The organism is Paenibacillus sp. Y859 (assembly GCF_056786405.1).
This window is the reverse complement of record NZ_JBXCIZ010000004.1, coordinates 172,231-194,026: the sequence shown is the minus strand read 5'-3', so window position 1 is coordinate 194,026 and position 21,796 is coordinate 172,231. Positions and strand designations below refer to the sequence as shown.

The following is a 21,796-nucleotide window of genomic DNA, read 5'->3' as shown; positions in this document are numbered from 1 at the left end:
CCCCCTTTGATGTAGGTCTTGCACGATGAAAATTTTTGGTTTTCATAAAATTCTGTTATAGCCTATGCGTTATGTTAACACAGATCATGATTACATATTCATCTTATATCTCGCCTGTTCTACCTCAGCCGATTTCACCTTCGAATGAAGATGTTGCGAAATGTGATAGTCATAAGCCCCTAACCGTATGGCATTACGCAACTGATCAATCGTGTCACAACTTTGTTCAATTTGATTATACACACTTCCGAATTGCAATGGCTGATGTGTATCACTGCCCGCGATGACCGGTAATCCGATAAGCTCTGCCAGAGCGTTTACCTTTCCCTCCATATTCAGTCCATAATGATGTAAATCCCTACCGTTCAAATCGAAGGCATCCAATCGCTCCAGCACTTCCCGCTTCATATGGTACAGAGGATTCAAATCGCGAAACGGGTGAGCCCCAATACTAACACAACCGTGCTCATCACTCAGATCCAGCAATGGATCCATTCCAATATACTTACCTTCCGTTGTATGTCCTTCCAGTCTCGAGCGGACCCTAACGATACTCTCCCTCGTTCCGATCAACAGAATATGCCCCTTCTCGGCCACATCAACTTCCATTCCGGGAAATACCTTTATCCCTTCAACAATATAATAATCCTCAACATATCGGCAATGACGGTCTAACATATCGTAAATATCGTAGAACCGATGTGTGTTGAAATGCTCCGTTAATGCTATGGCATCCAACTGATTTTCACTAGCCTCCTTCATCATAGTTCGAAAATATTCATAGGAAAATTCAATATTTTTTGACCATTTAGCATGTGTATGCAAATCAATTCTCACTTCATAACCGCCCCTTTATCGACATCATTAAAACGTTATATGTTTATTATAATGAAAGTTTATTTTCATATGCAACAACATGAAAAAATTTAACGCATAAATAACATTGTCTTAACAGTCTGATAACAAACTTACCCTATTCTATAAAGAGAAGACGTAAACAACATATATCCTAACTTACAATGCAGTCTTTTGGACCACTAGTTGGCCATCTAAAACTTTTAGGGGGAACGAAAATGAACGCTGGATCCATGAAGAAGCGCTGGGAGTTAACGTCACAGCAAAAACTTATGATTTTCATTTTATCCATGTCTTTGTACGGTATTTCGAACATGATTACGGAGCTTTTACCGGAATTAAAGATTGGTCCTATTGAACTTAAAGTTGAATACTTCATTTTCATTCCACTTTTATTCGCTATTCTGTTTAACCCTCTATATGCAGCTTTAGGGGCTTGTGTTGGAGAAATTATTTTCGGAGAACTACTACTAGGTCAGTTCGGAGGGTTAGGAGAGTTAGAGAAATTTATCGAATTCTCACTTGCCATATTTATCGCTGGGATGCTTGTGACGAATCCGTCCAACAAACGTCAACTGGCCATTGCCGCCTATGTCGCTATAGGGATCGACCAACTGCTCGGTACCATCGTCGATATCGCTAAAGTATATTTTGGAATCGAAGAACTCGAAGCCGTTCCTGGACTTCCTGAGAGCATATTAGCTATCGAAGGTTTCGCTTTTCTAAATGCCATGGTGATCTCTGGAACATTATTCGCATTACTCCCGACGCTATACCTGGTCCCGCGTCTGTACGGTAAGGTTGAACCCCTACTCGGTATGAAGCCTCGCGATGGACGTGCGACTACATCTATTAGCGATTTCGTCACACCAAGATTACTCATTCTAGGTATTCTATTGTTCGTCGTAGCAGGTGCAGCAGAGTTTATGGCAGAATCGGACATTAACTTTATTGACTGGGAATCGGATTTCATTGCTGGTATGGGTAATGGCGCGATATGGATCAGCATGGGCGTCGCAGCCGTTATTTTCATTACAACGTTACTATGGGCCTCCAATAAAAGGTCAAATAAACGGAAGGGTGAAGCAGCTTAATGATGAATTCATCAACGGAAGAACAACCGATTATTCAACTCAACAATGTGACCTTCCGTTATCCTGGTGCACAATCCAATTCCCTAGAACAAGTTAGTCTAACGATTAACCGTGGTGATTTCATAGCTATCGCAGGAAGTAATGGAAGTGGGAAATCGACGCTTTGCAAATGCTTTAACGGTCTAATTCCCACTTATTATTCCGGTGATATGGAAGGAACGGTGATGATTGGTGAGCATCTTACATCGGAACGAAGCGTTGCCGAGCTCTCTAAGGATGTCGCCTACGTATTCCAGGACTTCGAGAATCAATTGGTACGTCCCACTGTTTACGATGAAGTCTGCTTCGCACCACTTAACTTCGGGTTCGAGGACTATAAGGAAAAAGGTATGCTTGCACTACAAATGCTCGAAATTGAACACTTGCAGAAAGAGTGGATATGGCAACTAAGTGGTGGGCAGAAACATATGGCTGCACTAGCTGCAGCCTTATCTCTGAATCCCGATATTATCATCGTGGATGAACCGGTAGCGCAGCTTGATCCTGCTCATGCACGTATTATTTATGAGAAGCTTAAACTGTTGAATGAAAAGTACGGAAAAACCATTATCGTCATTGAGCATCACACCGAATTTATCGCCGATTACTGCCGCAAGATCGTTCTTATGGAAGCCGGCGGTAGAATCCGGTGGGTGAAACCTGTCTCCGAAGGATTGTCTGCGGTCACGGAGCTTAACGAGATGAATATTCAGCCTCCACAAGTGACTCAAGCGTTCCATGCTCTTTGTAGCGAACAAGATAAGAAACCAGGAACCGTGTACCCTATAACGATTGAAGAAGCGGTTGCCCATTGGGCACCGCTCGGAATAAGTACTTCACGGGATTTGACCCAGGCTAAGCAGGACCTGCCTACAGGAGTAACTTCCCTCGAACCGCTTGTCCGTCTCGAGGGAGTAACCAGTGGTTATCAAGGCATCGACCGTAAGCAGAAACCCGTAATTCGCGGCATCGATCTGGACATTTACGAAGGGGAGCGAATCGCACTGATTGGCAACAACGGCGCAGGTAAATCTACTTTATTACGACTGATCTCAGGGATACGTCGTCCTTGGGAAGGCAAGGTAACCGTCTGTGGTACAGACACCCGTAAAACAACACCAGAACAATTATCCGACCAAGTAGCCTTCCTCTTCCAGAATCCCGAGGAAATGTTCATTGCCGATAACATTCGCCAAGATGTATCTTACTTCCTAGATGCTAGAAAACAAGAGGGAATCGATTCATTCGTGGACGAGGTGCTAGAAAAATTTAAATTAACCGATTTGCAAGAGCGAGATGGACGGTTACTCAGTGGCGGACAACAACGACGTGCGACGCTCGCGATCGGAATGGCTATGCGCCCGACCATCATGCTACTCGACGAACCAACCGCGAGTCTCGACATTGCCAGCCGTAAGGAAATGACCCTATTGTTCGATACTCTCCATGATCATATCAAGGCCGTCGTCGTAGCTACACATGACATGCAACTTGTGGCGGATTGGGCCACTCGGGTTATTGTCATGAATGAAGGCCAGATCTTACTCGACACAGATAGCCGTACTGTATTTCAACATACGGATATTCTCGAACAAGCGGCATTGATTGCTCCACAGATCGTTCAATTAAGTGGGTGTCTTGGTATCGTGCCCGCCTGTTTATCTGTGGATGAATTCGTAGCTCATATGCAGCGAACACCAAGAAAGGAGCCTTCATATGGAATTAGTTGAGCAGCCCCACAAATCGACGCTCTGGGAAAAAATAAGTGTAGAAAGAATCAAGATTGAGCTGCTAAGAACAGCTTTCGGGCATTCTTTGACGTTCCTCTCAAAGTTTGACCCACGCATCCTCATCGGTTGGTATTCCTTCTTTGCGATTGCCCCTTGGTTTATTCATGACAAGACCGTACTCATCGGTATGTTACTAGCTATCGCTATCCTTACCTACACTTCGAAACCTAGCGTTCTTGTACTCATTGTTCTGGCCTTCGGACTACTCACCGACACCGCTTATATGCTGATCGTATCGCTGGCATTCGGTGGTGGACTCTCTGCCGCATGGGCACTGTCCACGCTAACACTGAAACTTCTGGTCATCGCGCTTGCGAGCATTGCTGTCTTCTCCAGTATGGATCCTGAGAAACTTAGCGATGCCCTACTCAGTCTCGGTATGCCAGCCCAATTCAGCTTCGGTGTAGCGTACGGCTATCGGATGTTACCGATCCTAATTGAAGAATATAACAATCTACTTTACTCTTTCAGGCTTCGTGGACGCGCACCACTACGCAAGGGATTTCTAGGCTATCGATCACTCATTCATATCGGAAAAATATCCGTTCTAGCCTTTTATCCACTCATTCTCAATACGGCAAAGCGTACGCGAACAACTGTTGAAGCTTTGGAAGTGAAAGGCTTTACTTATGCCATCAAGGATCCGAAAGTCAAACGTATCAAACTAGCCTATTTAAAAGTACTTCCACGGGATTATGTATTCATTACTATATCTGCTATTTACGTAGCTCTTTTATTCTGGATAGGTAGTATCATCAATTTATAATGATAGGAGCATTACCAATGAAAATCGATCTTCACTCCCATATCAAATTGACTAAAAAAACAACATTTTCTATTGAATATTTCCAAGAATCAATTCAAGAGGCTGTATTCAATGGTCTCAACGCTATTGCCATGACAGAACACTTTAACACCTACCATTTCCATGATATCTATGATGCGTTGGATCGCCATTATACATATATAGAAGATTATTACGACGTAGATGGGTTCAAAGTGTTCCCAGGCATGGAAATCGACGTCAAATTCGGAGGTCACATCCTCGTTATCGGTACGAGAGGCGCTATCTTGGAACTGCGTTCAAGACTCGAACCCCATACCGAAGCTGACAAATTCATAGGTTTCGAAAAGCTACTTGATTGGTGCGATGAATTATCGTTACTGAGAATCGGAGCTCATCCTTACCGGGAGAGTAACTCCCTAACCCAACATGATCCTGCATTACTCCGTCGACTTGATGGTTTCGATCTCAATGCCAAGGATCTATTCTCCTACGGCCCAACCATGAGAGATACTGTACAGGCGTTGGCTCATAGTATCGGTATTCCGATGGTTGCAGGTAGCGATACGCATCATCCTCTTCAATTCGGAAGTGTCCTCAACGAACTAGATGGCGACTATAACAAAGTCTCTGATCTATCCGCTTGTATCAAGCAGGGACGTTATCAGATCATAGTATCTCCATGTCTTGAGGAAAAAGTGAAGGGTGCAAACTTGATTAAGAAGCTTTTGAAACAGCACGGGAAATTGATTGTATAATCATACAGTTTGGAAAATCGGACTGAAGAAGATACAATGTGGATATTACTTTCTCAGTCATCATGGCTGGTTACTTACTCTATGGGAGGATGCCCATGAACAAGCTCGAATTCGAGATTCCATTTAATCAAATGTCCAAAAGCCAACAGAAAATTGCCGATTTCATCGTTAAATCACCCGAACGGATTCCTTTCTATACGGAAGAAGATATTGCGACCAAGACAGGCGTCAGCATTGCAACAGTATCTCGATTCTGGAAAGCCATTGGGTATGATAATTTGAAATCATTCAAGAAATATTTGCAGGAAATACAGCATTCAACCCCAGCACGCAAAATGAAACATGTCTTGGACAAAACCGAAGGTGAAGTCGTCGTTCAGATGATTACCTCGGCGACGGTTAATTTGGAAGAAACGGCAAAGCGAATTTCTCGTCAAGCGTTCGACCAAGCTGTAGAGGTGCTAAGCGTTGCGGATAAAGTATATGTTCACGGGCCGGGCTCCACTTCATGTCTAAGTGATTTATTACGATTCCGACTGAATCGGATTGGCATGGAAGTTCGGATTATGGCTCAAAGTGGACATGAATTGCTGGAAAGTCTCGTCCATGCAGGTCACAATGACGTCGTTCTTTTCTTCGGCTTCGTCCGTAAATCCCCTGAAGCGACAGTCATTTTGGATCAAGCCTCCGAGTCTGGTTATACAACGATTCTGGTTACGGATCTTCTACTCTCGGATATGATTAATGACAGCGACATCGTCCTCCAAGTGGACCGTGGTGACAGGGATGCCTTTCATTCCCTTGTGGCTCCAATGACCATTGTTGAGAGTCTTTCTATATCACTGGCTGGACATCGGGGTGAGTCGGCGATGGAGAAACTACAGCAGCTTCATGCAATGCGTAAGAATTACGCCTCGCTATTACCCAAGTAGAAAAATCCCATACAGAGGATAATGAAGCTCTTTAAGCGCAAAAAAACAACAAGCTCCAGACGCATAGGTACTGGAGCTTGTTGTTTATATCATTATCCTGGCAACATTCCTATTGACTCACTACTTCCTTACCAACCACTTTCTCTTGTTGCGGTTCTTCCGTTGGTTTGTATCTCTTGATAAAGAATGCCAGGATTAATGCCACAGCAGCTACTCCTGCTGACACTAGAAATGCATCATTAATTCCTTCAATAGTAGCTTGTGAAAGAATCTGTTGTTGTATTTCTTCTAACTCGCCGGGAGTAGGTGGTGTAGCTAGTTTGCTAACCGCTGCTCCCACCATTTCTTTTGCATGTGTGACGGTACGAGTGGACATAATGGTTACAAGTAACGCTCCACCAATAGCCCCTGATACTTGTGAAATGGTGCTGTTCATGGCTGTACCATGCGGTATAGCTTTTCCTGGTATGGAATTTAAGCCGTTAGTCATTACTGGCATCATAACCATCGAGATACCGAACATTCTCACGGTGTACAACATCATCAATGCCATATACTCCGTAGTATCTGTCAATTGACTGAAATAATAAGTAGAAATAATAACGATGGCTAGACCCGTAATTGATAATACCTTCGCTCCGAATTTATCAAATATTTTTCCTGTAATCGGTGACATTATCCCCATAACGATCGCTCCAGGTAACATAAGCAATCCGGAATCTAGAGGTGAGATTTCTCGAATGTTCTGAAGGTAGATAGGCATGAGCATCATAGCCGAGAACATCGCCATATTTAATGTAACCGAAATCGCGGAAGATAAGGCGAACATAGGATATTTATAGACTCTGAAGTCAAGCATAGGCTGTTTCATTTTCAATTGTTGTATAATGAAGACCGCTAAGGATATGACCCCGATAATAATTGTCGAGTATACAATTGGGGCATCCCATCCTTCATTTCCAGCTGAACTAAATCCGTATAATATCCCCCCAAACCCAATAGCTGATAAAACAATAGAGGGAACATTGATCTTAATATCCACTTTTTCTTTCACATCATGTAATTTAAAGAAGGCGAGAATGAATACTAATATGGCGATCGGTGAGATGATATGGAATAGTACTGGCCATGCATAGTGCTGAATAATCCATCCTGACAACGTTGGCCCGATAGCGGGTGCAAAGATCATAACTAACCCGAACATCCCCATGGCTGATCCGCGTTTCTCAGGTGGAAATGTCGTGAATAACACATTCATTAATAATGGCATCATAATCGCTGCCCCTGAGGCTTGAATCATTCTAGCCATCAATAGTATGGAGAAATTCGGTGAGAATCCTCCAATGAGAGTACCCACTGCAAATAACCCAATAGCGATTAAGAATAGTCGTCTCGCTGTATACTTTTGAATTAAAAAGGCCGTTGACGGAATCATAATACCATTCACTAACATATAGCCAGTCATTAACCACTGTACGGTTGGAGCCGACACAGCGAACTCTTTCATGATCGATGGTAAAGCTATATTGAGCAATGTATTACTTAACAATGCTACGAATGCACCAATCATTAGAATGGCTATGACCCCATATGATGGTTTTATTTGTTTTTCTTTTTCCTGCAATTTGAAATCCTCCTAATTATTCTAATTTAGTAACCGTATTATTATAGTAACACCCTCCAGGAGACTGGCGGTACAATTTTGGACTGTAGTTACAGCAGAATACATATTACACTCTTATCTTTTATTTGACAAGGGAAATTTACTGCAAACGATGTCATAGACAGACCCTATTTCGTTTAGCTTATTAACGGTGTCTAATTCAATTGTAATATGCGTCGAAATGGGCTAGTCTATTCTAGAATAAGAGTCCAGCTTAAAGGGGCATTGAAATTATTATGAATAAACGCAAAGAACATGTCATTCATAAAGCACATGAGTTATTTATCGAAAAAGGATACCATGCCACGTCTATTCAAGATATATTGAATCATAGTGGAATTTCCAAAGGATCCTTTTATAATTATTTTGATTCTAAGGGGGAGCTGTTTAAAGCTGTCTTTACCTCCATTCACAACCAACTTGAGGAAGAACGTAATGCTCTGCTCATTGGCGAAGATCTGTCTGATATACACATATTTACCGAACAAATTTATCTGACGATGATATTAAATAAAGAAAACAAAATATTACAACTCATAGATGATGTCATGGCTTCCAATGATCCAGAATTAATTAAGTTTATCAAACAATCCAAATTCCTCTTTTTAAAATGGGTACATAGCCGTTTCGTTCATATATTCCCTGAAGATAAAAAGCCTTATTTATTAGATAACGCTATTCTTTTTACAGGGATTCTGCAACATATGATTCAAACATGTCGTGCTATGAACGCATCTATCTCTCTGAAACAAATGATCGATTACTGTATGGAGCGTATTAAGGCCATTGTAGAAGAAGTAAGTACAAAGGGTATTCAAATGCTCTCACCAGATAAAATACACAAATTGAGTCCTAGCTCAGTTTGCACTGATTTTTTTAATAATGAACTTTCTATCGCAACACTAAGTTTGAAAAAAAGGATCGAAAAAGTACTGGGTGCCGATGTTCCGAAAAAGTCCACGCATCTAAAGCTGTTATACTTTATCCAAGAGGAAATGGTGAACAACAAGGAACCACGGATCTTCTTAATTGAAAGTGCTCTATTATCTTTGAATATGTGTCCCCAGATTAATGAAACGACGGAATTCGAAAAATATCATAACGTGTTATCTAAAATGATATGAAAAGACAAACCACTCCTAATCTGAACTGCACCCCGATTGTTAGACACAACTAACAATTGGAGATGCAGTTCAATCATGGGGTGGTTTCTTTAATTTAATCGGAAAGTTAAAACTTTTTAGGATTGCCCACACGTCCTACATATATAAACTATCACACACCCTATGAAAACTCAGCTTAGCACGTTCAAACAGGGATTTTCAAAGAAAGGAGAAGAAGCTCCATCATGCATAACAGGAAAACAGAGAAATTGCTTATACGTTGTATAACGGATCACAAAGAGAACGTCTATCGGTTAGCGTTCAGCTACGTTAAGAATAAAGAGAATGCACTCGATATTGTGCAGGACTCGATCTGTAAAGCGATCGCATCCATAGATTCACTCCATAATCCTGAAGTCGTCAAGAGCTGGTTCTATAGAATTGTAGTCAATACATCTTTAGATTTCTTGAGGAGGCAAAAAAAGATTCAGTTCGTAGATGATAACATATTAGAAGCTTATAGTCCTGGGCAGGTTGACGTTTATCCAGATATCGACTTAGAACGAACGTTGGACGATCTGCCCCATAAATATCGGAGTATTATTGTGCTTAGATATTTCGAAGATTTAAAGATTGAGGAAGTCGCAGAAGTATTACATGAGAATGTGAATACGATCAAGACAAGGTTGTATCAAGCTCTCCAATTATTAAGAATCCAAATGAATGATGAAACTTCCAAGGAGGCAAAATAACATGGACCCTAAATTAAAACAACTACAAGATGAATATAATGACGTGCCTATTCCCGACGAATTAGATTTCATAGTAAAGAAAGCCTTAAACACTAGGAAGAAGAGAAAAGTCGGCTCTAAGTGGCTAGCTGGGGTTAGTGCGGCAGCACTCGTGTTCGTTATCGGAATAAACGCCAGTACAACCATTGCGAATGCCCTGTCATCCATACCGGGTGTGGATAGTATCGTGAAGGTACTTACTTTTAAAGAATATACAATCGATGATGGAACCTATAATGCTGACTTAAAGGTACCCGCCATTACGAATCTAGGGAATGAGACATTGGAACAGAGTCTAAATGAGAAATACCTCAATGAAAACAAAAAGCTATATGATGAGTTCCAGACTGATGTGGCAGCTTTAAAAGAAAATGGTGGTGGTCATTTAGGGATAGATACGGGGTACGAAATTCTAACGGATAATGAACAAATACTTTCCATCAGCAGATATGAAGTAAATACCGTAGGTTCATCTTCAACAACGATGCAATATGACACGATCGATAAGGTGAATCAAATATTATTGAGCCTGCCTATGCTATTTAAGGATGTTCAATATCTCACAGTCATTAGCGACAATATCAAAGAACAGATGAGTACACAAATGAAAGCAGATCCTGATAAAATATATTGGCTTGCAACTGAGACTAATAAAATCGAAAGTATGGTAGATCCGTTCGATAGTATCACGAAAGATACCCATTTCTATATTAATAATGAAGGTAAATTAGTCATTTCTTTTAATAAGTATGATGTCGCTCCAGGTTATATGGGTATTGTGGAATTTATCATTCCAACAGACGTCCTCTCTGATGTTCTAATCGACCCACTGTATATTCACTAATAATGAACTAATCTTGTGATATTGTTTCTCATCTTCTACAATGCATGATAGGATAGTTAGATAATTCATAATCATTGTAGAAGGAAGAGAGTGATAGCAGTTGTTACGTCGTTTTTTCACCTATTATCGTCCATATAAAGGTCTTTTTATATTGGATTTCGCCTGTGCTATTATCGCAGGATTGCTAGAACTAGTTTTTCCACTTGCTGTTAGCAAGTTCATTGATGACTTATTACCTAGTGGGGATTGGTCGCTGATCGTGTGGGCATGTATCGCCTTACTGGCTATCTATGTAGTGAATACGATTCTGAACTATATCGTTACGTACTGGGGTCATATGTTGGGGATCAATATTGAGACAGATATGCGTCGCAAAATGTTCAGTCATATCCAAAAACTCTCATTCCGTTTCTTCGACAATAATAAGACTGGCCATCTAATGGGTAGAATCACAAATGACCTGAATGATGTTGGCGAGTTAGCGCATCATGGACCAGAGGATGTATTCATTGCCGTAATGACGCTCGTTGGTTCTTTCTCATTAATGGCTTACATCAATCTAGAACTTGCGTTGATCACATTCATCATCGTGCCGCTAATGGCATGGCTTGTCATCTACTTCGGTAAAAAGATGACATCCACATATAGCAGCCTATTCGGGAAAGTCGGTAATTTCAATGCTCGAATCGAAGATAATGTCGGTGGTATCCGTGTCGTACAATCATTCGCTAACGAGAGCCACGAAGAGGAGCTATTCGCAGTCGATAATCAGAATTATCGCAAGACCAAACTACTAGCCTATAAGACAATGGCCAAGAGTATCTCCATTAGTTATATGATGATGCGTCTGATTACGATCTTCGTCATGATCTGTGGTGCTTGGTTCTTCATACAAGGCGACCTCGATCTGGGCGAATTCATGGCCTTCATCTTATTATCTAACATCTTCTTCCGTCCGATTGAGAAGATTAATGCCGTTGTTGAGAGTTACCCTAAGGGAATTGCCGGATTCAAACGATACACAGAAATACTCGATACCGATCCCGACGTTGCTGATTCTTCTAATGCTGTTACAGTAGATAGCGTACAAGGAAATATTCACTTCGAGAATATCACCTTCGGTTATGAAGCGGATAGAACCATTCTCCGTAATCTTGATCTGACGATCCAGGCTGGAGAGACCATCGCCTTCGTGGGTCCATCGGGAGCAGGTAAGACGACAATCTGTAGCCTTCTGCCTCGATTCTATGATGTCGATGCTGGGCGAATCACCATTGACGGCATGGATATCAAACAATTCAAGATACAATCCCTTCGCAAGCATATCGGGATTGTCCAGCAAGATGTCTTCCTATTCTCAGGTACCATCCGAGAGAATATTGCGTATGGAGATCTGAAAGCATCCGATGAACAGATTTGGGAAGCAGCGCGTAGAGCGTCTCTTGCTGAACTTATTCGCAGTCTACCGGAAGGATTGGATACCATTATCGGTGAACGGGGAGTAAAAATGTCTGGCGGCCAGAAGCAACGCTTATCCATTGCTCGTATGTTTCTTAAGAATCCACCGATTCTTATTCTCGATGAGGCAACCTCAGCGCTGGATACGGAGACAGAAGCAGCGATTCAACAATCACTCGCGGAACTGTCTGTGGGCCGCACAACATTAGTTATTGCGCATCGCTTATCGACCATCCGTCATGCTGACCGTATCGTCGTCGTTAATGAGCACGGCATAGCTGAACAAGGCAAACACGAAGAACTGATTACCTCTGACGGAGCCTACAGTCGCCTGCATCAGATGCAACCAAGCTAATAAGATATAAAGAAGACGCCCAAAGGCGTCTTCTTTGTCATGGGGGAGGGATATCCATATTACGTTATTTATTAAGTGCCTTCCATACAGCAGGTGCTACCTCTGTCGCTAACCGCTCCATGTGATCATCTCCGACTTATTCTCAAATAACTAATCGTATCCGGTTGCCTGCTGGGTCACTCGTTACATATCCATCCGAGTCTTTCGTGACGGTCGCACCGATTTGTTTCAGCTTAGTCACTGCGCTCTGTCTCACTTCTTCATTAGGATACACTAGAGTGTACCAATTCAATCCAACCATATTCTTCGGTGGCGTCGGTACGCCTGTACCTTGCCAAGTATTTATCGCAATATGATGGTGATATTCCCCAGTAGACATGAATGCAGCTTGCGGATAATATAATACGGTCTTGAATCCAAGAGCATCATGATAGAATTGCTCTGTTTGCTTAATGTTCGCTACATGAAGGTGCATATGTCCCATAATGGCTCCCGATGATAGCTTGCTCCATAGCTCATTACTTTCCGCAAGGATCCCCTGAGCATCGATCTGGAGCGTGGCCATTTCCACCAAGCCATTGTCCCATTTCCATTCCGAAGAAGGACGATCCCAATATACCTCAATCCCATTCCCATCAGGATCTGTAACATATAAGGCCTCACTCACAACATGATCTCCAGCCCCAAATGGATACTTGGTCTGAATCAAATGCCGTAGGAATACAGCAAGATCCCTGCGCTCCGGAAGCAATATTGCAAAATGATACAACCCCGAATAGCGCCCGGCAAGAGGAATAACATCTGAGGGTTGCTCAAGAGTAACTAACGCTGTCTTTCCATTGACTGTCAGAACAGCTCGACTAGCCGTTCTTTCCAATACGCTTAGACCAATAATATTCTCATAAAATGTTACTGCACGATCTAACTCTTGGACCTTAATATGAACCTCTCCAACATAGATATTCGGTTCTTGATGAAATTTACTCATATGTCACATACCCTTCATGTTTATTTTATAGCAGCATTAATTAAGTTAGTAACTATATTTATATAATACAATGTGATGGCTATAAAGTAAAGCACCTTATTATATAAAAAGGGCCACATCCTATAAGAATGTGGCCGAAGTTACTTAAGGGAGACGATACACAGCGAATGGTTCACCATAACGGGATGGATTACTAATCTCATCCAACTGCTGGGTTACTGTTGAATCAAGGTTTATCTCAACACTTTTCAAGTTATCCTCTAGTTGTTCAATACGTGTCGCACCCACAATCACTGTTGAGACAGCAGGTCGATCCATAAGCCATGCTAGCGATAATACACTAGGAGTATAGCCGTGCTCTACTGCAAGCTTGCTCACATTCTGTCCAAGTGTTACCGTACTCTCATTAAGGAATCTATTGAAGTTCGGATCCGTAACAGCTCTTGAGGTTGGAGGTGCCTTATCTATTGAAGTGTACTTCCCGCTTAGTATGCCACCTGCCAGTGGAAAATATGGGATGATACCTACCCCCTGATCTAAACAGAAAGGAACAAGCTCCTGTTCCGGTGTACGATCTGCAAGAGAATAACTAATCTGCGTTGAGACATAGCGCAGATACCCTTTGTTCTCACTAATACCTATCGCCTTCATTAATTCCCAGGCCGCATAATTAGATGCACCAATATAACGAACCTTCCCCGAGCGAACCATATCATCCAAAGTTCGTAATGTTTCTTCTAACGGGGTATTAGGATCAAATGTATGAATTTGATACACATCAATATAATCTGTTTGCAAACGTCTAAGACTATTCTCTAACTCATGTTGCAAATGATAGCGGGATGAGCCCCTCTTATTCGGGCCCTTCCCGTTCACTAAACCAGCTTTTGTTGCTAATACGACATTGTCGCGTCTTCCGCCCAATGCTTGTCCAATAATCCTCTCCGATTCAGAGCCCGCATAAATATTAGCTGTATCAATAAAGTTAATGCCACTATCTAAAGCATGATGAATAATCTTGGTAGATGTTTCTTGATCCGCCCGTTTTCCAAACGCATTTGTCCCCAATCCCAATGCCGATACCTCTAGTCCACTATTTCCGAGACGACGATATTTCAAGTTAATCTTCTCCTTTATTAATTACATTTATCATGCTCATATATGCTTCCATCTTACCCTCCTACTTAAATCTCCTCAATAGCTCCTGTAGGAGACAACAGAAAGACAGCTACGATCGTGCTGTAGCTGTCTTCATCCAACCTTATTAATCTACTCTTAGGGTGTCCATTGATCATGGATAATACCTACTAGCGCACGATCCACGCCTATCTTCTCGAACACAAGACGTAGACTGCGCCAATCTATCACATCAACAGATTGATCAATACCAGCAATATGGTATTCAACGAAGTCATACTGCTCCTCCGAATATACTTCCTTCAGATTATAGATCATGGCGCCTTCTCCCAATCCCTCATTCACAGCAATCTGCGCATCTTTCATGAAGTCTGCATCGTAGACGAACCGATTGTAGTACTCTGCGAACGTCAACTTGATCTCCTCGCCAGAACCAGGGAATGTCCGCCACATCCACTCCTTAGGTTCCTGCATTACAGTCCCTAACTCATCTCTTGTAAATATGAGATCCTTATCAGTATCAATATGACCATACGGTGTGAAGCGGATGCCCTTCTCTGGGTGTGCCCATGCAGCAACCGTGCTCATGTCACTATCCTTAAGAGCTCTCATAATTGTTGTTGCAGCTTCTAACACGGTCGGTGGCATGCCCTCCTCTGGAGATGGGGCTGTTTGCTCCTGCGGTAGTTCCTCTTGTAGTTGTTCCCCTATTTGATCCTGTGGCTGCAATTCCGGTGCTTGTTCTTGTATCTGTTCCTTCGTATCTGGCACCACATTCGTTGTGTCATTACACCCAAAAAGCATGAATATTGCAATTCCCGCAACCATCCATCCTAAATTTCTCATTCTGAACATTTATTTATCCCCTTTCTCCTATACGTTCTCTTACACGCTTATGTCTTTACTTTCTAAGACGCATATGATCTTAAAAGGTTGCAAAAAAAACAAAACCGACTATGCCTTCCAGTCAATTATCAGAGTTCCAACAATGGAGTGGTTTTCTTGTTAATTCAGATAACTTCATCTTGACTATTCAATCTATTAATATTACTATTAATATTAGATGATAGTGATAGATTCAATTCCTAATTTAATATATTGATAAAGGCAAACCCATTGAAAAATGGCGACGCAAAACTATAGGGGCTACCGCGATACTTCGCTATGCCAGCCAGTTACCGATATAGAAGTGCAACGTTAATCGTTGTTATCCAACCCTTCTTACTTCGGTAAGAGGGGTTTTTGCGTACTTATATATCAATTTCATATGTCAACCCCGTATTGACAAAGGCAAACCCATTGAAAGATGGTGGCGCAAAACTAAAGGAGCTACCGCGACATTGTCGCTATGCTAGCCAGTTACCGATATTGAAGCTCAACGTCCTCTATTCATAGATTCGTTGGCTCTAGGAGGAACATTTATAATGAAATGGACAAAACGTATATTAACTATACTTATCATATTCACTTTAATTGGGGCACTACCTACACAAACTGTTCAAGCTAAAAATGTATTACTTGATCAATTAGTTATTTTGCCAACAGGTAATTATAACGTGAAAGAGGCAGACGCAATGATTGGGCGGCTCGAGAAAATCCCAGCTCCTATCTTGAAGTCGTTGTCCGATAAAGGTGTAAAAATTAAATTAACCAATGATATCATTACCAACGTTCCTGAATTACTCTACTTAAAAGGTGTAACCCCAAGAGGTTGGGAAGGTACTGGATTAACATGGGATGATGTCCCTGGTGTCAGCGAGAAGGTTGTCGTTGTCCGCATCGGTTATAGCAAAAAAGGAAAAGGCCACAGCTCCTTCAACCTAGAGATCCATGAAACAATGCATGCTGTAGATCGTTTCGTATTTAACGGAGCAAGTAGTAAGGAAGATTTCAAGAACATATTTAACAAAGAAGCAAATATTAACTATAACAAAGATGGCTACGTATCTGTTTATCCAGAGGAATATTTCGCTGAAGCAGCTAGCCTATACTTATATAATGATACAACACGTGAAGAATTGAAGAAGAGCACGCCGTTAACTTATAATTATATGGACAAGCTGTTCAATAGTTAATCTTATATAAACAAAAACTCCCCTCTGATTGAACAGAGAGGAGTTTTTGTTTATTACTTAAGGATACACGCGATCAGGGTTCACTTGATCCCAAGTCTCGGATCCATCTTCGTTTCTACTGTAATCATGATAGTTAGTTGCTTCGATCACGTCCGTGTAATACCACTTATCTGTTGCATTGTCCGGCCAAGCCTTAGCATCTTCATGAATACCATCTACGTTAACTTTACGATTCAATACACTGTTGATGAAAGCCATTGCTTCCGCTCGCGTAATGTATTGATTAGGCTTGAATTGTCCATCTGGGTAACCTTTAATCCAGCCTTTATTCGCTGCAGATACAATATATTTTGCCGCCCAATGATCTTTAATGTCCGAGAACAACGTGTTCTCTTGCTCATTGAGATTATCAAATCTTGATGCAATTGCAGCAAATTCTGCTCTTGTAATTTGTTGACCAGGTTTAAATGTCCCATCCTGATATCCAGTGATGATGCCTGCATTCTCCATCGTAGCAATGTGTTTGTTCGACCAACGACTACTCTCGACATCTCCATATGAGCTAATCTTCTTCAAGTAATCGCTGCGTGTCGCATCATCCATCAATCTATAGAAGATCACTGCAACTTCTTCACGGCTAATCAAGTTCTCCGGTTTAATCGTTCCATCTGGATAACCATTAATGTAATTAAAGTGATCATCCATCTCCAACCTTGGTGGTGCTGGAGGTAATGGTGCAATTACTGGAGGTGCCGGAGGCAACGGTGTTACACCTGATGGACCTGGTGTTGATGTACCCGGATTACTCGGATTCGGGTTCGGACTTGGGTTCGGTTCTGGATCAACTGGCGGAGTTGTAGGCGTATTCTTCACATAATAGAAGATATATTCCTGTCCTTCTGTATCCTTAAATTCGTACTCAGCTGTAGCCTCATCAGGAGTATATCCTTCAACTGCTCCTGCCGTTAATGTAACGGTTGTACCCACAATTCCTGTCACGATCTGTTGACCAAGCTCTGCCTTTGTATCTTTATCCACATATCTCACGATTAACTGCTGTACATCTTCAACATCATCTGTCATGTACTCGAAGGTATATTGCTGTTCGAGTGCATCTGTGATTAGATAATCAATGTTGAAAATGGTTGGCATGTATACCGCATCAGACACTGTAATCGGCTCTGCCTGTAATGAAAGTATATCCCCTACATTGCCGCTAATCACAACAGGGTCAATCAACGATAGTTGAGTTAATTGATCTACATAATTCACGGTTACATCTCGTTCTTCGATAATTGGAGCATTCTTCGTGTAGTAGAAAGTATGCTGCTGCCCTTCTGTATCCTTGATTAGATAGTCAAAGTTAGGATTAACCGGTGTATATACACCATCAGACAATACAATCGGCCCTGCCTGTAGTGGTAGCATACGTCCAATCTCACCACTATGCATAGTAGGATCTTGCAGAACTATTTCAGTTCCTTCTGAATCCACATATACATAATTCACTGTAACATAGCCTTCATTAACAATTGGAGCATCCTTTGTGTAATAGAAGATATGCTCTTGATTCAGGTCTGCAGTGAAAGTGTAAGTGTGACTTGGCACCTCGGCTGTGTAGCCAGTCACTGGAGCTGCTGTAAGTGTAACAGTCCCACCCAATACACCCACTTCAGTTGTTGCAACAGACAATTCTGCATTCGTTCCTTTTTCCAAGTACTTCACAGTAGCCGTTTGTTGGTCTGCTGTGTAATAGAAAGTATAGGATTGATCTGCTCCTGCTGTAAAGGTGTAGGTGTCACTTCCCTTCACCGCTGTGTAGCCAGCCACTGTCACCGCTGTAAGTGTAACAGATTTTCCTGTTTCACCTGCTGTAGTAGTTGCCGCTTCTAATACCGTATCCGTTCCTTCTTCCAAGTACTTCACAGTAACCGTTTGTTCGTTTGCTGTGTAGTAGAAAATATGCTCTTGATCTGCTCCTGCAGCAAAGGTATAGCTGTGAGTTAATGCTTTGGCTGTGTAGCCAGGAATTGTTACCGCTGTAAGTACAACAGTTTCTCCGGTTACACCCGTTTCAGTTGTTGCAACAGATAATTCCGCATTCGTTCCTTCTTCCAAATACTTCACAGTAACTGTTTGTTCATTTGCTGTGTAGTAGAAGGTATACTCTTGGCTTGCATCAGCTGCGAAGGCATAGCTGTGGCTTGCCTCTTTAGCTGTGTAGCCAGTCACTGCTGCCGCTGTAAGTGTAATGGTTCCCCCGGTTACACCTGGCTTAGTGATTGGAGCCTCCAATACATTGTTCGTTCCTTCTTCTAAATACTTCACAGTCACCGTTTGTTCGTTTGCTGTGTAATAGAAGATATACTCTTGGATTGCGTCAGCTGTAAAAGTATAGCTTTCGCTTGCCTTTTCTGCTGTGTAGCCAGCAATTGTTGCCGCTGTAAGTTCAACGTTTCCTCCGGTTACACCCGTTTTAGTGATTGAAGCCTCCAATACATTGTTCGTGCCTTCTTCCAAATACTTCACAGTCACCGTTTGTGCGCCTGCTGTGTAGTAGAAGGTATGCTCTTGACCCGAAGTTGCCTTAAAGGTATAGCTGTGACTTGCTGCTTTGGGTGTGTAGCCAGGAATTTTTTCCGCTGTAAGTGTAACGGTCTTTCCTGTTTCACCTGCTGTAGTCGTAGCTTCCTTCAATACTTTGTTCGTGCCTTCTTCCAAATACTTCACAGTCACCGCTTGTGCGCCTGCTGTGTAGTAGAAAATATACTCTTGGCTTGCATCAGCTGTAAAAGTATAGCTTTCGCTTGCCTTTTCTGCTGTGTAGCCAGCAATTGTCGTCGCTGCAAGTGTAACGATTTCCCCTGTTACTCCCGCTGTCGTGGTTGCAGCAGATAGTTCCTTATTCGTACCTTTTTCCAAATACTTCACAGTCACCGCTTGCTCGTCTGCTGTGTAGTAGAAGATATGCTCTTGATCCAAAGTTCCCGTCAAGGTATAGCTGTGACTTAGTGCCTTCGCTGTGTAGCCAGGAATTGTTGCCGCTGTAAGCTCAACAGTTTCTCCTGTTACACCTGATTTAGTGATTGCAGCTTCCAATACCTTGTTCGTTCCTTCTTCCAAATACTTCACAGTGACCGTTTGTGCATCTGCTGTATAGTAGAAGATATGCTCTTGGCCCGGAGTTGCTTTAAAAGTATAGCTGTGGCTTGCAGCTTTCGCTGTGTAGCCAGTCACTGGCACTGCTGTAAGAGTAACATTCTCCCCCGTTACACCCGCTTTAGTCGTTGCAGCCTCTAATACCTTGTTCGTTCCTTCTTCCAAGTACTTCACAGTGACCGCTTGTGCGTCTGCTGTGTAGTTCACTGTGATCGTTACTTCCTTATTAGGCATCGTTCCCGTTACGTGTCCACCATTTACGGTTAACCCACTACCTGTACTAAGGGTTACGTTCTTGAAAGTATAGCCTGGAATTAATTTGCTGCTGTAATCGTAATTTACTGATTCACCTTGAAGTTTCTTAATGACTTCAGCTGGGCTTAGCTCGATATTTCCAGCCTTATACTCTACATTGAGATTATAAGGTGCTTTCACATACCCGAACCAGATGGTTGGATTAGGATCAGCAGTAGTCAATTTCTTACTTGTTGGATTATCACCCTTTTTGAGCAAATAACCATCAACATCTTTGGCTGATACCGAATAGGTCTTGTTGATATCAAGCGCTGACTTTCCAGATACAGTAAACGGTTCATCGTATAGCTGTTCTGCTTTATCTTCGCTATCTACAACAACTCCGGCTGTATTGATTGGATCGCCTTGCGCATTAACATAATACCCTCTAACGGTGATGGAACCTTTACCGAAGCTCACTTCTGGAACCTTAAAGTCCTTCGATGCCGGCTTGCCATTGGCATCAGTATAGGTCAATGTTGTTTTTTTGTTCGTTGGATGTAACACTTCCGGATCTGCGTTCGCATCCATCTTAACGGTATAGCTCATCGTTGCTGGAGAACCCTCGGCAATGTTACCGATATTCCAGTCGATCGTTTCTGTCCCACTGTTCCATTTTGTCGTTCCTTGAGAAACGGTGATATCACCGATCTTATCGAACTCGACTCCCATCGGGTCGATAACTTTTGCGTTCTCCGCTGCAAAGGAAATCTTACTGGACAAATCAGTAAAGACGTTGTTCAACTCATTACTGGTTGAAGCAAAATACCCCTTGTTTTGACTCTTATTCAATACATCTTTGGCATTGTTATTATTCCCAACATCGAGTCCTATGGAATAAATACTAATTCCCTTATCCATGGCTAGTTTGGCCTCTGATATGGTTGCAATACCATTATCTTTTACATCAAATTTATTCACCTTATAAGTTTCATCTTTAGAAAAGGGCCATGACCCATACTTTAATCCATAGTCCGAACCTGAACCAAGGGTGCTCCCATACTTAAACTCTGAAAGTGCAAACCCTGCCTTTGTATCTCCTGGCCAGGTATAAGCTGTCGCCTTATCTGCCTTATAGCTGTAAGTCGGTTCGCCATCACTTAAGAGAATAATGACCTTGTTCTGTGCTTGGCTTCCCGCCAATAACTCATCAGCACGATGAATCCCTGCCTGAATGTTGGTACCACCACTAGCAGAAATCTTGCCAATAGCAGTCTTCAGAGCTGCTTTACCACTAACCCCTGTAAATCCAGCTACATCTGTTATACCCTCAGAAAAGGACACCACCGCAATTCTTGTTGTCGAATCTTTAATTAGTAAATTATCGACGAATTTATTTGCGGCTGCTCTGGCGTTCTTCATTCGATTCGAATCATCCATACTGCCTGACCGGTCGATGACCATTACAACGTCTGTGGTACTATTACTCTGGATATTCTTACCCTCAACGGTCAACGTTACCTTCCATTGACCCGATGTCCCTGTAGGCACAGCCACCTTTGTTAGATTGACTGCACCCGGATTGGGCCATTCTGGCTGATTCGTTGCATCAGCAGAGCTTGTTAGCAAGGTCCCTGGTATAAGTCCTATGAACACCGAAAATACGAGCACCCACATCGCTATACGTCTTAAGCTCCGTTTCATTGTTTCCTCCTTGATATTTATGGATTTAGTTCC

Annotated in this window: 16 protein-coding genes and 2 riboswitches; of the genes, 10 read left to right on the top strand and 6 right to left on the bottom strand. The window is 42.2% G+C overall.

The features are described from left to right. Positions 1–90: 90 nt before the first annotated feature. Positions 91–837: a PHP-associated domain-containing protein gene (locus tag AC1TO8_RS11955; RefSeq protein ID WP_482055838.1), complete on the bottom strand. Its 747-nt coding sequence runs from the start codon at positions 835–837 to the stop codon at positions 91–93. Positions 838–1,073: 236 nt separating this feature from the next. On the opposite strand from AC1TO8_RS11955, the gene AC1TO8_RS11950 reads away from it, so the two are divergent. From AC1TO8_RS11950 to AC1TO8_RS11930, 5 genes are all read left to right on the top strand, one after another. Then, the gene (locus AC1TO8_RS11950; protein ID WP_482055837.1) at positions 1,074–1,949 is read left to right on the top strand and encodes a DUF8171 family membrane protein; all 876 of its coding nucleotides are present in this window, start codon (positions 1,074–1,076) and stop codon (positions 1,947–1,949) included. Further along, positions 1,949–3,718, top strand: coding sequence for an ABC transporter ATP-binding protein (locus AC1TO8_RS11945; RefSeq protein ID WP_482055836.1), 1,770 nt, complete (start codon positions 1,949–1,951; stop codon positions 3,716–3,718). Before AC1TO8_RS11950 ends, AC1TO8_RS11945 begins: the two co-directional genes overlap by 1 nt. Then, positions 3,705–4,544 carry an energy-coupling factor transporter transmembrane component T family protein gene (locus AC1TO8_RS11940; protein ID WP_482055835.1) on the top strand — a complete coding sequence of 280 codons (840 nt, stop codon included), beginning with the start codon at positions 3,705–3,707 and terminating at the stop codon, positions 4,542–4,544. Before AC1TO8_RS11945 ends, AC1TO8_RS11940 begins: the two co-directional genes overlap by 14 nt. A 17-nt stretch (positions 4,545–4,561) precedes the next feature. After that, positions 4,562–5,320, top strand: coding sequence for a PHP-associated domain-containing protein (locus AC1TO8_RS11935; RefSeq protein ID WP_482055834.1), 759 nt, complete (start codon positions 4,562–4,564; stop codon positions 5,318–5,320). A gap of 95 nt (positions 5,321–5,415) precedes the next feature. Beyond that, positions 5,416–6,252 carry a MurR/RpiR family transcriptional regulator gene (locus tag AC1TO8_RS11930; RefSeq protein WP_482055833.1) on the top strand — a complete coding sequence of 279 codons (837 nt, stop codon included), beginning with the start codon at positions 5,416–5,418 and terminating at the stop codon, positions 6,250–6,252. 109 nt (positions 6,253–6,361) lie between these two features. On the opposite strand, the gene AC1TO8_RS11925 is transcribed toward AC1TO8_RS11930, so the two are convergent. Further along, entirely contained in the window at positions 6,362–7,822 is a 1,461-nt protein-coding gene (locus tag AC1TO8_RS11925; RefSeq protein WP_482055962.1) for a DHA2 family efflux MFS transporter permease subunit, read from the bottom strand. A gap of 329 nt (positions 7,823–8,151) precedes the next feature. Here AC1TO8_RS11925 and AC1TO8_RS11920 point away from each other — a divergent pair, with 329 nt between their 5' ends. From AC1TO8_RS11920 to AC1TO8_RS11905, 4 genes are all read left to right on the top strand, one after another. Then, complete coding sequence (locus AC1TO8_RS11920; RefSeq protein ID WP_482055832.1) at positions 8,152–9,039, top strand: TetR/AcrR family transcriptional regulator; 888 nt, start codon at positions 8,152–8,154, stop codon at positions 9,037–9,039. A gap of 224 nt (positions 9,040–9,263) precedes the next feature. Then, entirely contained in the window at positions 9,264–9,770 is a 507-nt protein-coding gene (locus AC1TO8_RS11915) for an RNA polymerase sigma factor (RefSeq protein ID WP_482055831.1), read from the top strand. A gap of 1 nt (position 9,771) precedes the next feature. Beyond that, positions 9,772–10,653, top strand: a complete 882-nt coding sequence (rsiV, locus tag AC1TO8_RS11910; RefSeq protein WP_482055830.1) for an anti-sigma-V factor RsiV — start codon at positions 9,772–9,774, stop codon at positions 10,651–10,653. A 100-nt stretch (positions 10,654–10,753) separates the two neighbouring features. Further along, on the top strand, positions 10,754–12,466 hold the full coding sequence (locus AC1TO8_RS11905) for an ABC transporter ATP-binding protein (RefSeq protein ID WP_482055829.1): 1,713 nt from the start codon (positions 10,754–10,756) through the stop codon (positions 12,464–12,466). A gap of 142 nt (positions 12,467–12,608) precedes the next feature. Here the strand turns inward: AC1TO8_RS11905 and AC1TO8_RS11900 are convergent, their stop codons facing one another. The 3 genes from AC1TO8_RS11900 to AC1TO8_RS11890 form a co-directional block, all read right to left on the bottom strand. Next, the gene (locus AC1TO8_RS11900) at positions 12,609–13,454 is read right to left on the bottom strand and encodes a VOC family protein (protein WP_482055828.1); all 846 of its coding nucleotides are present in this window, start codon (positions 13,452–13,454) and stop codon (positions 12,609–12,611) included. A 144-nt stretch (positions 13,455–13,598) separates the two neighbouring features. Beyond that, positions 13,599–14,573, bottom strand: a complete 975-nt coding sequence (locus AC1TO8_RS11895) for an aldo/keto reductase (protein ID WP_482055827.1) — start codon at positions 14,571–14,573, stop codon at positions 13,599–13,601. A 156-nt stretch (positions 14,574–14,729) separates the two neighbouring features. Further along, a complete protein-coding gene (locus tag AC1TO8_RS11890; RefSeq protein WP_482055826.1) occupies positions 14,730–15,446 on the bottom strand; it encodes a hypothetical protein in 717 nt (238 codons plus the stop codon). Between the two features lie 241 nt (positions 15,447–15,687). Next, positions 15,688–15,774: riboswitch (cyclic di-GMP riboswitch) on the top strand. Between the two features lie 96 nt (positions 15,775–15,870). After that, positions 15,871–15,958: riboswitch (cyclic di-GMP riboswitch) on the top strand. 57 nt (positions 15,959–16,015) lie between these two features. Between AC1TO8_RS11890 and AC1TO8_RS11885 the strand changes: the two genes are divergently transcribed. Then, positions 16,016–16,666 (top strand): anthrax toxin lethal factor-related metalloendopeptidase, encoded by a 651-nt coding sequence (locus tag AC1TO8_RS11885; protein ID WP_482055825.1) that lies wholly within the window; start codon positions 16,016–16,018, stop codon positions 16,664–16,666. Positions 16,667–16,723: 57 nt separating this feature from the next. Here AC1TO8_RS11885 and AC1TO8_RS11880 read toward each other — a convergent pair whose 3' ends face one another. Beyond that, positions 16,724–21,763: a MucBP domain-containing protein gene (locus tag AC1TO8_RS11880; RefSeq protein WP_482055824.1), complete on the bottom strand. Its 5,040-nt coding sequence runs from the start codon at positions 21,761–21,763 to the stop codon at positions 16,724–16,726. Between the last annotated feature and the right edge of the window lie 33 nt (positions 21,764–21,796).

What these genes read in the sequence shown, in the direction of transcription:
- AC1TO8_RS11950 (WP_482055837.1), top strand. Translation starts at nt 1,074, where the DNA reads ATGAACGCTGGATCCATGAAGAAGCGCTGGGAGTTAACGTCACAGCAA.
- AC1TO8_RS11945 (WP_482055836.1), top strand. Translation starts at nt 1,949, where the DNA reads ATGATGAATTCATCAACGGAAGAACAACCGATTATTCAACTCAACAAT.
- AC1TO8_RS11940 (WP_482055835.1), top strand. Translation starts at nt 3,705, where the DNA reads ATGGAATTAGTTGAGCAGCCCCACAAATCGACGCTCTGGGAAAAAATA.
- AC1TO8_RS11935 (WP_482055834.1), top strand. Translation starts at nt 4,562, where the DNA reads ATGAAAATCGATCTTCACTCCCATATCAAATTGACTAAAAAAACAACA.
- AC1TO8_RS11930 (WP_482055833.1), top strand. Translation starts at nt 5,416, where the DNA reads ATGAACAAGCTCGAATTCGAGATTCCATTTAATCAAATGTCCAAAAGC.
- AC1TO8_RS11925 (WP_482055962.1), bottom strand. Translation starts at nt 7,822, where the DNA reads ATGATTGGTGCATTCGTAGCATTGTTAAGTAATACATTGCTCAATATA.
- AC1TO8_RS11920 (WP_482055832.1), top strand. Translation starts at nt 8,152, where the DNA reads ATGAATAAACGCAAAGAACATGTCATTCATAAAGCACATGAGTTATTT.
- AC1TO8_RS11915 (WP_482055831.1), top strand. Translation starts at nt 9,264, where the DNA reads ATGCATAACAGGAAAACAGAGAAATTGCTTATACGTTGTATAACGGAT.
- rsiV (WP_482055830.1), top strand. Translation starts at nt 9,772, where the DNA reads ATGGACCCTAAATTAAAACAACTACAAGATGAATATAATGACGTGCCT.
- AC1TO8_RS11900 (WP_482055828.1), bottom strand. Translation starts at nt 13,454, where the DNA reads ATGAGTAAATTTCATCAAGAACCGAATATCTATGTTGGAGAGGTTCAT.
- AC1TO8_RS11890 (WP_482055826.1), bottom strand. Translation starts at nt 15,446, where the DNA reads ATGTTCAGAATGAGAAATTTAGGATGGATGGTTGCGGGAATTGCAATA.
- AC1TO8_RS11885 (WP_482055825.1), top strand. Translation starts at nt 16,016, where the DNA reads ATGAAATGGACAAAACGTATATTAACTATACTTATCATATTCACTTTA.
- AC1TO8_RS11880 (WP_482055824.1), bottom strand. Translation starts at nt 21,763, where the DNA reads ATGAAACGGAGCTTAAGACGTATAGCGATGTGGGTGCTCGTATTTTCG.